The following is a 13,083-nucleotide window of genomic DNA, read 5'->3' on the forward strand; positions in this document are numbered from 1 at the left end:
TTTTTATTTTTTGACTCTAGCGCAGGCCGACTCCGAAGAAGTGCAGAATCTGGCGCGTGGCAAACCCGATGGACACCGTAGCCGAGGTGTCTTTGATGGACCCCGGCCACACGTGCGGCCCACCCTCAATGCGGTAGTGCGTGACAGCGGCGTCACACCCGGTCCAGCGGTACTCCTCAATGGTTGGCGAGACGGCGCTGATGGCCGGTTCAGCGTCGCAGCGGCTGCGGCGTGCGGCGTCCTCCATCAGCTCCGCGCTCGACCCGTAGACAGTGCTGTGGCGCTCTCCCCCCGCGTAATTGATCACCGCATCATGCGTGCCGTGGAAATCCACGTGCTTCATCGGAATCGCGGAGCACCCCGCAGACACCTTCTCATAGAACGCGCCGGCCACCGTTGCCACCGCGGTAAACGCCTGGGGGCGTTGGCAACCCACATACGCGGCGAACCCACCGCCGTTGGATAGACCCGCGGCAAACACACGCGCGCGGTCCACAGCGAATTCATTGATCAGTTGGTCATACACCGCGTCCACGTACGCCAAGTCCTGCTCGCCAGTAGTCACCGCATACGGTGCTGGCGCCCAGGCTTTGTCAATGCCTTCCATGTACACCACGATCGCGTCGGCTGAATCCAGCCCTGAGTATTCGCGGATGGTCTCAGCGCTCTCTTTATACCCGTGGAACACGAAGATCACGGGAAGTCTGGAGCGCTCATGCGCACCCGGGGGCAGCGACATGATGTAGTTGCGCTCAAATCCAGCCGCCGTCACCGAGCGAGTACCTGCGCTTGCCGGACTCCACGGCTGCGCCACGTCCATAGGGTCGGCGGTTTCGACTTTGGTGAGGGTTGGTGGGGTGTGCGTTGGATCGTCGTGAAGCAGGGGCGAACATGCACTAATACCCGCCGCGAGCATCAAGGCCATCGCGGCGGCTGCAACTCTTTTTGCCCCGCGCACGGGTGGAAAGCGTAGCGCACTACCTCCCGCTACCCCTGCTTGGGGATATCAAAGAAGTCGAGCACCTCATCAGTCACGTCTATCGGCTCATCATGGATCCACTTATGCCCCATGCCCTTCACCTCGTGATAGGACACGTTTGTTGAGCCGCTGCGCAGCAAAAACGCGTCGCGCACATCACGGATATCCAACACCACATCACCCGGACCGTCTTTGCAGCCCTTCACATTGGTGGGCCGGTTGTACCCCTCCAGCGGGACCTGCTGGTCCTTATCCCCGTGGATGATGCGCAGCGGCACGGGCAGGCCAGTGCGAAGTTCCGACTCGGGGTTGCGCACCGCAGCCGAGACAATCACCGCACCGGCAAACGGCTTCGGACGCTGCGCGATAACCGATGCGACAAAGCCGCCGCCGTTAGAAAACCCGGTCAGGTAAATACGCTCGGGATCAATATTGAACTCTTTATCCATCTTCGCCAGCAGCGCATCAACCAGCGCAAAATCCTGCTGCGACGTGGTCACAGCGTAGGGGGCAGGAGACCAGGCTTGTTTGAACTTGTCGTCGCACACATCCTTCTTGGCTAGCCCGTCCGGGGCGACCACGATGGCGTCCGCATGCCCAAGGCCACTGTTTTCTAGGAAGTTCTTCGCTGTGTCAGTCTTGCCGTGGAATGCCAGGATAAGCGGCAGCTCGCGGTCTTTGGCATCCTTCGGGGCGGAGACCCAGTATGTGCGCTTCTCACCACCAGCCTTGATGCGGCGCTCTTTCCGCTCCATGGAGTCCGGCACCGGAACCTTGGTAGAGGTTGTGGTTGTACTGGCTGCCAGCACCTCTGCGTTGCTCGATCCGCTGATCAGGCCCACCGACAGCGCAAGCGCCGCCGTGATTCGCACCGCCTTATTCATAACTTCCAAGGCTACACGGCTAGATTGGCCACCTATGGTCAACCCCAGCTCCAGGCAGGGCCCAGCATTCAAAAACGACGCCGCCCGAGCATTCACCGCCGGCGCGTTTTCCACTGGTGCTTCGCTGTATCACGCTGCTCGGCCCTCCTACCCCGCCGAGGTCCGCTCGCTTGTGCGCGGCGGGGAACTTTTAGACATCGGCGCTGGCACAGGCAAACTCACAGAGCTTTTGCTTGCCGACGCCCACCGCATCACCACCCTCGAGCCCTCCCCAGACATGGCGCAGGTTCTGGCTGCCCGCCTTACGGACGTTGCCGTGGTCCGCGGCACCGCAGAGGCGCTGCCCTTTGCAGATGCTCAGTTTTCCACGATCACCTGCGCGCAAACGTGGCACTGGCTCGACGTAGAAGCCGCCAGCCGTGAGGCGGCACGCGTAGCTCAACCGGATGGCCGCTTGGTGTTGGTGTGGAACACCCTCGATGTCACCCACCCCTGGGTGCTGCGATACTCCCGCATCAGCCACTCTGGCGACGTCCACCGCGAAGGGTTCTACCCAACCGTTGGTAACCAGTGGCAACTTGCAGATGAGCAGCGCACCAAGTGGATTCAACCCACCACGCCGGAAGAGCTGATCTCACTCATGCGCACCCGCTCCTACTGGCTGCGGGCCAGCGACACCACCCGCGCCAAGGTAGAGGCGAACCTTCACTGGTACCTCTACGAGAGGTTAGGCTTCAGCCCCGGCCAGCTGCTGCCGCTTCCCTATCGCACTGACGCCTTTGCTTATGAGCGCCTTTGCTTATGAGCGGCGCTAGCGTTTCTTTTGGTTACGCTCGCGCACACGCACCGCGATCCTAATTGGTGTGCCGTGGTAGCCGAAGCGCTCACGGAACTTGCGCTCCAGGTAGCGGCGGTACGACGCATCCAAAAATCCCGTCGTGAACAGGATGATTGTCGGCGGACGTGTAGCCGCCATGGTGGAGAACAACAGCTTCGGCAGACGGTTGTTCTTCATCGGCGGTGGGTTGGCCGCAATCGCCTCACGAAGCCACGTATTCAGATGACCTGTGGAGATGCGCTTGTCCCAGTTCTCCAGGGCCTCCGTCATGGCGTCTTCAAGACGGTGCAAACCACGACCCGTGTCTGCGGAGATGTTGATCTTGGTCACCCAGCTGAGGTGGCCAATCTGCTCTTCGAACTCGCGGTCAAAGTAGTAGCGGCGGTCCTCATCCATGAGGTCCCACTTGTTAAAGCAGATCACCATCGCCTTGCCGGCTTCCAGCACCATGGAGATCACGCGCTGGTCCTGCTCGGAGATCTCCTGGGAGGCGTCGATGACCACCACGCACACCTCGGCAGCATCGATGGTGCCGCGGGTGCGTAGCGAGGCGTAGTACTCGTGCCCCTGGGCGTTTTTCACCTTCTTGCGAAGACCTGCGGTGTCGATGAACTTCCACAAGTTCTTATCCAGCTGAATGAGCTCATCCACCGGGTCCACCGTGGTACCCGAGGCGTTGTCCACCACCGAACGGTCCGACTTGCTCAGCTTGTTCAGCAGGCTGGATTTGCCCACGTTCGGGCGTCCAACAATGGCCACGCGGCGCGGGCCATCCGTAATGGAGTTCGCCGCACGCGGCACCTCTGGGAACACGCGCAGGATCTCATCGAGCACGTCCGCGCCACCGCGGCCGTGGAGTGCAGATACCGGCCACGGGTCGCCAAGACCCAGCCCATAGAATTCTGCGACGTCGCCCCACTGCGATTCAGACTCAAACTTATTGGCCACCAAGATGACGGGCACCTCGGAGCGCTGCAGGTTTCTGGCCATCACCGCATCCGTTTCCGTAATGCCGGTGTGGGAATCCACCACCATGACAATCACGTCCGCGGTCTCCATCGCGGCCTCAGACTGGCGCGCGATTGCCGCGTGGATGCCCTTGGCGTCCGGGTCCCAGCCGCCGGTGTCTTGCACCCAGAAGCGGCGCCCGCCCCAGTCAGCAAGGTAGCTCACCCTGTCACGGGTCACGCCAGGATGGTCCTCCACCACAGCCTCCCTGCGGCCAATGAACCTATTGACCAGCGAGGACTTACCAACGTTAGGGCGGCCCACAATGGCAACCGTCGGCAGCGCCTCTTCCACCATGTCGGGCCGTGCAATGCCGTAGGCGCGCTCAATTTCGGCCCACTCTTCGTCGGTGTACTCAGCGTCCTCATCGGCGTCTTCATCCCGACCCTCTAGGCCGGTGTCGCCGTAGTCAGCCTCACCGAAGTCTGAATCGTCAAAGTCAGAGTCATCAAAGTCTTCATAACCCTCGTAGAACTCAGCGTCATCAGCGGTGACGTAGTGCTCCTCCACCTCGTCGTAGCCGGAGGCGTCAATGCCAGGCTGGTAGAACTGCGTCTCTGGCATCTGCTCGTGGTCACGGTTGTGATCACTCATCGGGCACTCCTTTCAATCAACTGAATCAAGGTTTTCAACACTTCATCGAGCGTCATCGCCGAGGTGTCAATAATCTCAGCGTCTTCGGCAGGCCTCAGCGGGCTGGTGGCGCGTGAAGAGTCCAGCTCGTCACGACGCTGCACATCCGCCAACACTGTGTCAAAGTCCGCCTCTCGGCCGGCTGCCACATCCTGGTCGTAGCGACGCTTCGCGCGGACCTGCGCAGACGCCGTCAGGTAGGCCTTCGCCGGGGCGTCCACAAGCACGACAGTGCCAATGTCACGGCCCTCAACAATCGCGCGATGTGCATCACGAGCAAGCTTGCGCTGCAGCGCCACAAGGTTCTCACGCACCTGCGGAATCGCAGACACCGCTGAGACGTTGCGAGTGACCTCGGGGCCGCGGATCTCACCAGAGACGTCTTCACCGCCAAGCAGTACCTCGGTGGAATCAGGGTCATCCGACACCGTTAGCGGCAGATCTGCTGTTGCCGCAATCACGGCATCCGTATCCTGCGGGTCCACGCCCGCGCGCAACACAGCCAGCGTTGCTACGCGGTACATCGCACCCGTGTCCACGTATTTCGCGTCCAGGCGCTTCGCCAACGCACGGCACGTCGTGGACTTACCGGTACCTGAAGGCCCATCAACAGCCAGAATCAAGCCACCGTCAGCGGTATTCGAAAGCAACGAAGAATCAGCCATAACGCTCCCCTTACATCTCCACCGCGTTGTACAACGAGGTCAGCTCAGCAGCGTTCAGCGCACGCATCGACCCAGGCTTCATATCGCCCAGCTGCACCGTGTGCACCTTCGTACGCACCAGACGCTGCACCGGAAAGCCTGCGGCCTTCAACATGCGGCGCACAATGTGCTTGCGGCCCTCATGCAGCTCAAGACGAATCAACGACTGCCCGTTGTGCACATCGACGATTTGGGCGTAGTCGGCCTTCGCGGGGCCGTCGTCAAGCATGATGCCCTCTTTGAGCTCCTTGACAAGCGCCGGTTTTGCCTCACCCAGCACGGTGGCCAAATACGTTTTGGACACCTCGTACTTCGGGTGGGTCAGACGGTTCGCCAGCTCACCGTCATTGGTAAGCAGCAGCAAGCCCTCCGTATCCGCATCCAAGCGGCCCACGTGGAACAGGCGCTGACCAGAGGCAGTGCGCTCCGACAGGTACGAGCCCACAGACGTGCGGTCCAGCTCATCCTTCATGGTGGTGTGCACGCCACGCGGCTTGTTAAACGCGAAGTACTCAAGCTTCTCGTTAACATTGATGCGGGTGCCATCAACCCGGATCACATCACGATCCGGATCCACACGCATACCCTGCACAGTGACGCGCTTGCCATTGACGCTGACGCGCCCCTGGGCAATCATCACCTCCGCATGCCTGCGTGAGGCCACACCCGCCTGAGCGAGCACTTTCTGCAGGCGCACACCTTCAGTGTTTTGCTTGCGGGTTTTAGTTTCTTCATCATCCCACCAGTTGTCCTCCAACGGGTGAGGTTCCGGACGTTGTACGTGTTGTTTCTTAGCCGGCTTTGCGTAGGAGATATAGAACGTTTCGTTCTTATCCCTCTCCGGTGTGCCGTCTCGGCGAGCGGTTCGAGTCATGCGGCCCACCCTACCAGCGTTTTGCCGTTATTTACCTATCTAAAGGCTGCTGGGTGGCTACCAGGCGTCTTCAATCGCGTCCACATCCGGCAAAAGCGGCGCCAACTCCGGCAGCTGGGACAGTGACTCAATGCCCAAAAGCTCCAGAAACAGCTCAGTGGTGACGTAGCGGTGAGCACCCGTGGAATCGTCCGGCTCCACTTCTGCAAGCAAACCACGCAGGGTGAGCGTGCGCATGACACCGTCGACGTTGACGCCACGCACCCCGGAAACTTGGGCACGCGTCACCGGCTGCCGGTACGCCACCACCGCAAGGGTCTCAAGGGCCGCGCGGCTCAGCTTGGTCTGCGCGCCGTCCAGCACGAATGACTCCACCGCGTCAGCATTCTCCGCGCGGGTGTACAAGCGCCACCCGGCCTCAGTCCTGCGAAGATCTATGCCGCTGCCGCGGGAAGTGAGTTCCTCCGACCACTGCGCAAGCACCTCTTCAATGTCCGCTTCGCTTGCGGCCAAGGCACCCGCGATGTCGGCGGCGGCTACAGGTGTGTCCACCACCAGCAGGATCGACTCAATCTGGCTACGCAGCTGTGAGACCATCTCCATAGTTATCGCTTCACTCCTTGGGTTGTGCCTTAGGTCCAGTTTCCGGCGGCGACGACGGCTGGGTCCACCTCAATGCCGGTCCACGAGACATCAAGCGGGCCAAGGGCAACCTCCTGCTGTGTTTCCACTGCGCGCCCCTTATACAGCTCAAGCAGGGCAAGAAACCGCCCGACAACCTCCATGGAACGCGTGCAATCCCGCGTTAGTGCGGCAAAGGACAGCCAAGTCTGCGCCCCCGCAAGCTTGAGCGTGTCCAGAATCTTGCCGGCCTGCTGCGGCACGGACACCGCAACCTCATGAAGGTGATCCGTGCGCACCTCCTCCGGTGGCTTAGGCCGAAACACGCTGGCCGCAAGCTGCGCAAAGCTATCAGGCGTATGACCAAGCTCAACCGGCGGCAAAAGCTCGGCGAAACGCTCCTCCATAGCCACCGCACGCGGGTAGCTACGTTGCGCCGTTGCCTGCCAGGCCCGGAATTGCTCGGCCACCTGCTGGTAGGCGCGGTACTGCAACAAGCGAGCAAAAAGCAGGTCGCGCGATTCCAAAAGCTCTAGGTCTTCGATCTCGTCGGCCTCACCGCGCGGCAGAAGGCGTGCAGCCTTCAGGTCCAACAAGGTGGCAGCGATAACAAGAAACTCCGTGACCTCATCGAGCTCCGCCGTCTGCCCAAGGGCGCGGGTATAGGCGATAAACTCATCCGTCACCTCCGCCAACGCCACCTCGGTCACGTCAAGCTTCTTGGAGTGAATCAGGTTCAGCAGGAGGTCAAAGGGCCCCTCAAAATTGTTCAGGACCAAGGTGAAGCCGGTGATCTCCGGCTGCTCACCAACCTGGTGCTGCGCGCCTACGCCCACGCTAGTTCCGCTCAGTGCGTTCCATAACCTCGAGCGCCAAGCTGCGGTACTGCTCCGCACCCTGGGAGCTTGGTGCCCACGTGGTGATCGGCTCACCTGCAACAGAGGTCTCCGGGAAGCGGACAGTGCGGGTAATCACCGTGTCAAGAACGCGATCCCCGAAGACTTCAACCACACGCTCAATGACCTCGCGCGCGTGCGTGGTGCGGCGATCAAACATGGTCACCAAAATGCCCACAATGTCCAGGTCGAAGTTGATGCGGTCGCGCACCTTCTCTACTGTGTCCGTCAACAGCGCCAAGCCGCGAAGGGAGTAGTACTCACCCTCCATCGGGATGATCACGCCGTGGGACGCTGCAAGCGCGTTGACTGTAAGCAGGCCCAGCGAAGGACCGCAGTCAATGAAGATGTAGTCATACTCATTGCGCACCGGGCGCAGCGCACGCGCCAGTGTGTGCTCACGACCCACCTCATTGACCAGCTGGATTTCTGCAGCTGAAAGGTCAATGTTTGCCGGCACAAGATCTAGTCCGGAGACCTTCGAGTGCTGGATTGCCGCGTGAATGCTGGCGGTGTTGTCAAAAAGCAGGTCATACACCGTAATCTGGTCATCTTCGTGCGCAATACCCAGGCCCGCGGACAGAGCACCCTGCGGATCCAAATCAACCAGCAGCACCTTGCGCCCCTGCTCTACCAGCGCAGCACCAAGGTTGATGGTGGAAGTGGTTTTGCCCACGCCACCTTTCTGGTTGACCATCGAGATAATCTTTGCGGGACCGTGGCGGTCAAGCTCTTTCGGCGCCGCAAACTCGCGGTAGGGCCGTCCGGTCAAGAACGTCTTGCGTTCTTCAGCTTCGAACAACGCGCCGTCTGCCGGTTTCTCCGCCATCGCAGGTCCTTTCTCTATCCCGCCTGTGCACTTGACGCCACCATCTTACAACGATGGCATTTATCTTGGGTGGCCTCTCGCCCGCCCAGTATTTAGGCGCGCCCCGTCCCGCGACGACGCAGCACCGTAAACACCAGCGCAAGCAGCAACAACAGGCCCACGCCGCCGACAATCAAGGGCACCGGAATGCCGCCGCCATTCGCAGAGTCAGGTTCAGCACCTTGACTTTGCTTTGCTACGTCCGCATACGGATTCGTCGACTGCTCCGCTGCATCGTCGCCTTCGCTTGCCGACGCCTCTGCCTGCTCCACTGGCGCATTCTTCGCGGTAATCACCGCTATGAACTCAGCCACCGAGTCATCCCGAACCACTTCCATGATGAAAGGATTGTCTGGGGTTTCGCCCTCCGGATAGGTCAGCGTCAGCGTCCGCTTGGCAATATCCACATCACGCTTCACTCCCTGGATTACCCGACCGTTGACGTCCAGATAGCGCAGCTTCGCCCCCTCACGATCCGTGCGGGCGTACTTTGCCAAGTCAGCAGCGCGGGTCAGCGGCACGGTGACCACAAGCGTGTTGCCGTGGATCTCACCATCGAAATAGAACGTCTTCGCCGCCGTTGTGTCCACGGGTGCTGCTGCCTCGCGCGGCGGGTGTGTTACCTGAGCGCCGTCTTGCTGCTGCGCGTCCGCGTCCGAGCCAGTGTCCGAGCCAGTGTCCGAGCCCGTGCCTGGATTGCCGCCATCCTCTTCCGGTTTGGACGTTTCTGCCTGCTCTGCTTCCCCGTCCGGCGCGACATCTGGGGATTCGCTACCGCCGACGGCTACCAGGGTGATCGTCGCAGAGTAACCAAGCGCACTTGCCGGCACGTTGGCGGTTGCACCCGGCGTATTCGGTGCCTGCACAGTCACGGTCGTGCCGCTAGAGCTGACCACCCAGCCATCAGCGGAATAGTTCACATCGACAGGCACGCCAACGTCTACAGTCGTCGACTCCCCCGCCGCCACACTTACCTGGGATGGCAGCATCTCTTTGATCTGCGCTGGATCCAGTCCCCCAGGCAGCTGCGCTAACGCAACCGGACCAGTGGCAAGGGGAAGGCAAAGCGTCAGCGTGGCAACGCACGCTCCTACCGCAACGTTTCGCATCATCGGGCTAACGTTACCGCCTATGCACGCGGATGCGCACCCGCCCAGACTTCTCGTAGGTTATCCGCAGTGATATGCGTGTAAATCTGCGTCGTTGTCACAGATGCGTGTCCCAGCAACTCCTGCACGGTTCGCACATCGGCGCCGCCCTCAAGCAGGTGCGTGGCAAAGGAGTGCCTCAACGTGTGCGGGGAAATGTCTTTGTCAATGCCTGCGCGTGATGCGGCGTCTTTAATAATTGTCCACGCGCTTTGGCGCGACAGTGCGTTGCCACGTGCGTTGAGAAACAGTGCGTGCGACTTACCTGTCGCCAGCATCGGGCGCGCACGCACAAGATACGACTCAATTGCTGCCTGCGCATGCGAACCTAGGGCCACAACGCGCTGCTTATTGCCCTTGCCCGTCACAACCAGCACACCGCGTGCATCAGCAACGTCATCCACGTTCAGCGCCAACACCTCGCTCACGCGCGCGCCAGTGGCATACAGCGTTTCCAACAGCGCCTTGTCACGCAGACCTAACGCGTTGTCCTCAGAACAGGACTCAATCAGCCGCGCGACTTCGTCCACGCTCAGCGTGTCTGGAAGCTTCTCTGCGGCCTGCGGCGGCGCCACCTCAGCCGCGGCATCACCGGCCAGCAGGCCTTCTGACACACCGAACTTGTGCAGACCACGCGCAACCACGAGTGCCCGAGCCGCCGAGGACGCCGCCAGCGGTTTCACCGTCTCACTTCCGCGGCGCAAATCCGCCACGTACGCCTCAAGATGGCCAGCAGTCACATCGTTCAGGTCAGCAATACCGGCGTTATCCAGCCAGGCAACGTAGCGCTTCATGTCACGGTCATAATTGCTCACCGTGTTTTCAGACAGCCCACGCTCCACCACCAAGTGGACGTGCCAATCTCGGGCAAGTTGTGCAGGGGAAACCACTAGCGCGGGATTTTCTTCATGTCGGGGGTGATGCCTTCGGCGTGGCGTCGATAAGCAAGAGAGCTCGGGCGCAACTCAAAGGCAACCGAAGTCTCACGAGGCTGCGCGCGCCCCGCAACGACCTCACTAGCGGATAAAATGCCGGAAACCGCAATCGAGTTCACAATCTCGCCACGCATTACCATCGCGCGAGCCTCATCCAGCGGCACCCACGCAAACCCCATGTCGGCTTCCTCATCGTGCGCCTCCGGACGCTCCACCTCACGCAAGTCACGCGCCAAAAACACTCGCACGGCCTCCTCCGCAAAGCCCGGCGAGGTCACCAGATCAACCAGCAGCGCCCAAGAATCAGCAGCCAACCCCGCCTCTTCCTGCAGCTCACGTTTCGCCGTGGCCAACTCGTCTTCTTGGTAGAAGTCCAAAAGCCCTGCGGGCAGCTCCCACAGGCGACGCTTCACGCTGTGACGGTACTGCTCCACCATCGCCACCCGGCCCTGGGCATCCAACGCAACGACAGCAACCGCACCGAAATGCTCCACAATCTCACGATGCGCCGTCGTGCCACCAGGCATAGTCACGCGGTCGCGCCGCAGCGCAATAATCGGCGCGTCATGCAGCAGCTGGGAGTCAACTACCTCAAACTCGTGCGATTGAGACACGGCCTACTCCTCTGCTGCGTCTTCTGCGGGTTCTGCAGCAGGGTCTTCCGCAAGCAACAACGCCGACTGGACACGTCCAGCCTCCGTGTCCACGTTGCCCTGCAGGCTCACCCCGTCCAACTCCGGAGCAGCACCTTGCGTTGCGACGACAGTGCGCGCGCCCGCCGACAACGCCCGAGCAAAGTCCGCGACCAGCTGTGCGGCGAAGCCCTCACCGTCAAACTCATCGGCAGCCACGACAACAATGGCGTCAGCTGCAGCGACCTCGCCACGGGTCTCAATGAACCCGGCCTGGGTCAGCGCTTCGAGTACCAGTGCGCGGTCCTCATCACTCGCCGCAGTCAACGTCGCCGCCAGCGACTCACCAGCGTGCGTGCCCGGGCCCAAGTTATCCACGCTCAGCGTCGCACCGGCCGGCAGCGTATTAGCAATGACACTGCTCAGCTCATCAGCGGCATCGCGCTCGAAGAACTTCTCGGTCAAACGGATGCCACCCGAGTTTGACGCACCCGCGGCGTTTGCCATCCAGCGCACGCCGGCAGCGTCCTCCTCAGAAGCCGAAGCCGTCCGGATCAACGTGACCGCTACGCCGTCCAAGGCGCCGGACACGATGGCGTCGCCATGCTGCGCAAGCAACGTGTTCGCCTCATCAACCTGTCCGTTGGCGCGGGCCAGCTCACCGCTATCAGACGCTGCATCCCCCTGCCCAGCCTCCGACGCTGTGACGGAACCGGTGCCCAACGATCCTTCCATCGCCGGCGCGATCAGCAGTGTGCCAAGTGCCACGCCTGCCGCAATCCCCCAACCAATACCGGCCGCAACTAGACCGGTGCCACGAGTTGCCTGTCCCATGTTGTCTCTCAGCTCCTAGTTAAACCAGCTCTGGAACTCCAGCGCGATGCGGTTCCACGTATCCACCAAGTTCGTTGTAAACGTCTCCGAGCCGCCCAGGCCCACGATCAACACCACGGTGGCAGCGGCCACCAGAAGCCCCAAGATCGCCCAGGCCCAAGCGACACCCCCGCCGCCGGTGTTCGTGTCGTAGAGGTGCTCAATCACCGTCGAATCTACAAGCTTGCGCCCCGCCTTCAGCCGCGTCAGCAGTGCCGCCGGCTCAGCGGCTGCCGCATCCGCGAAAATGCTGTCCAACTCCACCGGCTGCCCAACCGTAATCACCATCTCGGCGTCATGGAACACCGCCAGCAAAATGGCCAAATCCGTCGGCGAGTCAGTCGCCGCCGGGAACGTCATCGCGCCCACACCCAGGTCCTGGATACGCTCAAGGCCAGGGGCGAAACCGTCGGTCTCTGCGGGCAGGATCACCTTGGCGTCCCCGCGCAGTGCCTCGTTGGAAATATCGGTCGGGTCACCCACGATGAAGTCCATGTCATAGCCCAGCTTGGTCAGTGTGTCCGCGGCTGCACCCACGCCAATGATCACGGGCGTGTACTCACGGATGAAAAACTTCAGCCCATCGAGTCGCTCGCGCAGGTCCTCAGACTGGCTGACCACAAGCACTTTGCGCTCTGCCATGGTGTCGCCGAGTTCGGGTGAGCCCACACCGTCGATAAGCAAGGGCGCCTCGGAGTGGATGAACTGGATGGTGTTGCCAAAGTAGGCCTCCATGTTGTCCACCAGCGCTTGCTGCGCGTCCGCAAAGGTGGCGTCCACGTCCTCACGGCTGACGGCACTGGCCTGGCCAATGAGCTTCTTACCCATCATGACCTCGCCGGTCGGACTCACAGAAGCCTTCTTGCCGTCCTTCACCACCCCACGCATGGAAGAACCAGCCGCCTCATACAGCGGAATGCCAGCATCCAGCAGCACGTGCGGGCCGTAGTTCGGAATAAGCCCCGTGGTAAACCGCGCGACGTTGACCACCGCCGCAGGTTTCGCCGCCACCAACAGCTCCGCGAATCGACGCGTCATATCCGGCGCGTCCACAAACGCAATATCGCCTTCGCTGAGGCGGCCAATGCCTTTGCCCTGCGCAGTGCAGTCGCGCAAGGTGCCGTTGATGGAAGTAGAGACAGTCATACGCGCTATTGTGCACGGTGACCTGCCTGTTTTAAGGGAGGCGC

General features: G+C 61.3%; 14 protein-coding genes. 1 reads left to right on the forward strand and 13 read right to left on the reverse strand.

Annotated features, from left to right (window positions below; translation table 11 throughout):
* Positions 1–16: 16 nt before the first annotated feature.
* Entirely contained in the window at positions 17–958 is a 942-nt protein-coding gene (locus tag AK829_RS03725) for an alpha/beta hydrolase family esterase (RefSeq protein ID WP_141738159.1), read from the reverse strand.
* A 29-nt stretch (positions 959–987) separates the two neighbouring features.
* Complete coding sequence (locus tag AK829_RS03730) at positions 988–1,863, reverse strand: alpha/beta hydrolase family esterase (RefSeq protein ID WP_052204390.1); 876 nt, start codon at positions 1,861–1,863, stop codon at positions 988–990.
* Positions 1,864–1,897: 34 nt separating this feature from the next.
* On the opposite strand from AK829_RS03730, the gene AK829_RS03735 reads away from it, so the two are divergent.
* Positions 1,898–2,668, forward strand: a complete 771-nt coding sequence (locus AK829_RS03735; protein WP_052204393.1) for a class I SAM-dependent methyltransferase — start codon at positions 1,898–1,900, stop codon at positions 2,666–2,668.
* A gap of 6 nt (positions 2,669–2,674) precedes the next feature.
* Here AK829_RS03735 and der read toward each other — a convergent pair whose 3' ends face one another.
* The 11 genes from der to steA form a co-directional block, all read right to left on the reverse strand.
* Positions 2,675–4,303, reverse strand: a complete 1,629-nt coding sequence (der, locus tag AK829_RS03740; protein ID WP_052204395.1) for a ribosome biogenesis GTPase Der — start codon at positions 4,301–4,303, stop codon at positions 2,675–2,677.
* The gene (cmk, locus tag AK829_RS03745) at positions 4,300–5,007 is read right to left on the reverse strand and encodes a (d)CMP kinase (protein WP_052204397.1); all 708 of its coding nucleotides are present in this window, start codon (positions 5,005–5,007) and stop codon (positions 4,300–4,302) included. The genes der and cmk overlap by 4 nt, the downstream gene beginning before the upstream one ends.
* 10 nt (positions 5,008–5,017) lie before the next feature.
* Positions 5,018–5,920, reverse strand: a complete 903-nt coding sequence (locus tag AK829_RS03750) for a pseudouridine synthase (protein WP_052204399.1) — start codon at positions 5,918–5,920, stop codon at positions 5,018–5,020.
* A gap of 57 nt (positions 5,921–5,977) precedes the next feature.
* Positions 5,978–6,523, reverse strand: coding sequence for an SMC-Scp complex subunit ScpB (gene scpB, locus AK829_RS03755; RefSeq protein WP_052204402.1), 546 nt, complete (start codon positions 6,521–6,523; stop codon positions 5,978–5,980).
* 29 nt (positions 6,524–6,552) lie between these two features.
* Complete coding sequence (locus AK829_RS03760) at positions 6,553–7,377, reverse strand: segregation and condensation protein A (protein ID WP_052204404.1); 825 nt, start codon at positions 7,375–7,377, stop codon at positions 6,553–6,555.
* A 1-nt stretch (position 7,378) separates the two neighbouring features.
* Positions 7,379–8,266 carry a ParA family protein gene (locus AK829_RS03765; protein ID WP_052204405.1) on the reverse strand — a complete coding sequence of 296 codons (888 nt, stop codon included), beginning with the start codon at positions 8,264–8,266 and terminating at the stop codon, positions 7,379–7,381.
* Between the two features lie 92 nt (positions 8,267–8,358).
* Complete coding sequence (locus tag AK829_RS03770) at positions 8,359–9,417, reverse strand: hypothetical protein (protein WP_052204407.1); 1,059 nt, start codon at positions 9,415–9,417, stop codon at positions 8,359–8,361.
* Positions 9,418–9,434: 17 nt separating this feature from the next.
* Complete coding sequence (xerD, locus tag AK829_RS03775; protein ID WP_052204408.1) at positions 9,435–10,343, reverse strand: site-specific tyrosine recombinase XerD; 909 nt, start codon at positions 10,341–10,343, stop codon at positions 9,435–9,437.
* Positions 10,343–11,002, reverse strand: a complete 660-nt coding sequence (locus AK829_RS03780) for an NUDIX domain-containing protein (protein ID WP_052204410.1) — start codon at positions 11,000–11,002, stop codon at positions 10,343–10,345. The genes xerD and AK829_RS03780 overlap by 1 nt, the downstream gene beginning before the upstream one ends.
* A gap of 3 nt (positions 11,003–11,005) precedes the next feature.
* Positions 11,006–11,854 carry a copper transporter gene (locus AK829_RS03785; protein ID WP_052204412.1) on the reverse strand — a complete coding sequence of 283 codons (849 nt, stop codon included), beginning with the start codon at positions 11,852–11,854 and terminating at the stop codon, positions 11,006–11,008.
* Positions 11,855–11,869: 15 nt separating this feature from the next.
* The gene (gene steA / locus AK829_RS03790) at positions 11,870–13,039 is read right to left on the reverse strand and encodes a putative cytokinetic ring protein SteA (protein WP_052204414.1); all 1,170 of its coding nucleotides are present in this window, start codon (positions 13,037–13,039) and stop codon (positions 11,870–11,872) included.
* Positions 13,040–13,083: the final 44 nt, after the last annotated feature.

It is taken from the genome of Corynebacterium riegelii (assembly GCF_001263755.1).
In the GTDB taxonomy this organism is placed as follows: Bacteria; Actinomycetota; Actinomycetes; order Mycobacteriales; family Mycobacteriaceae; genus Corynebacterium; species Corynebacterium riegelii.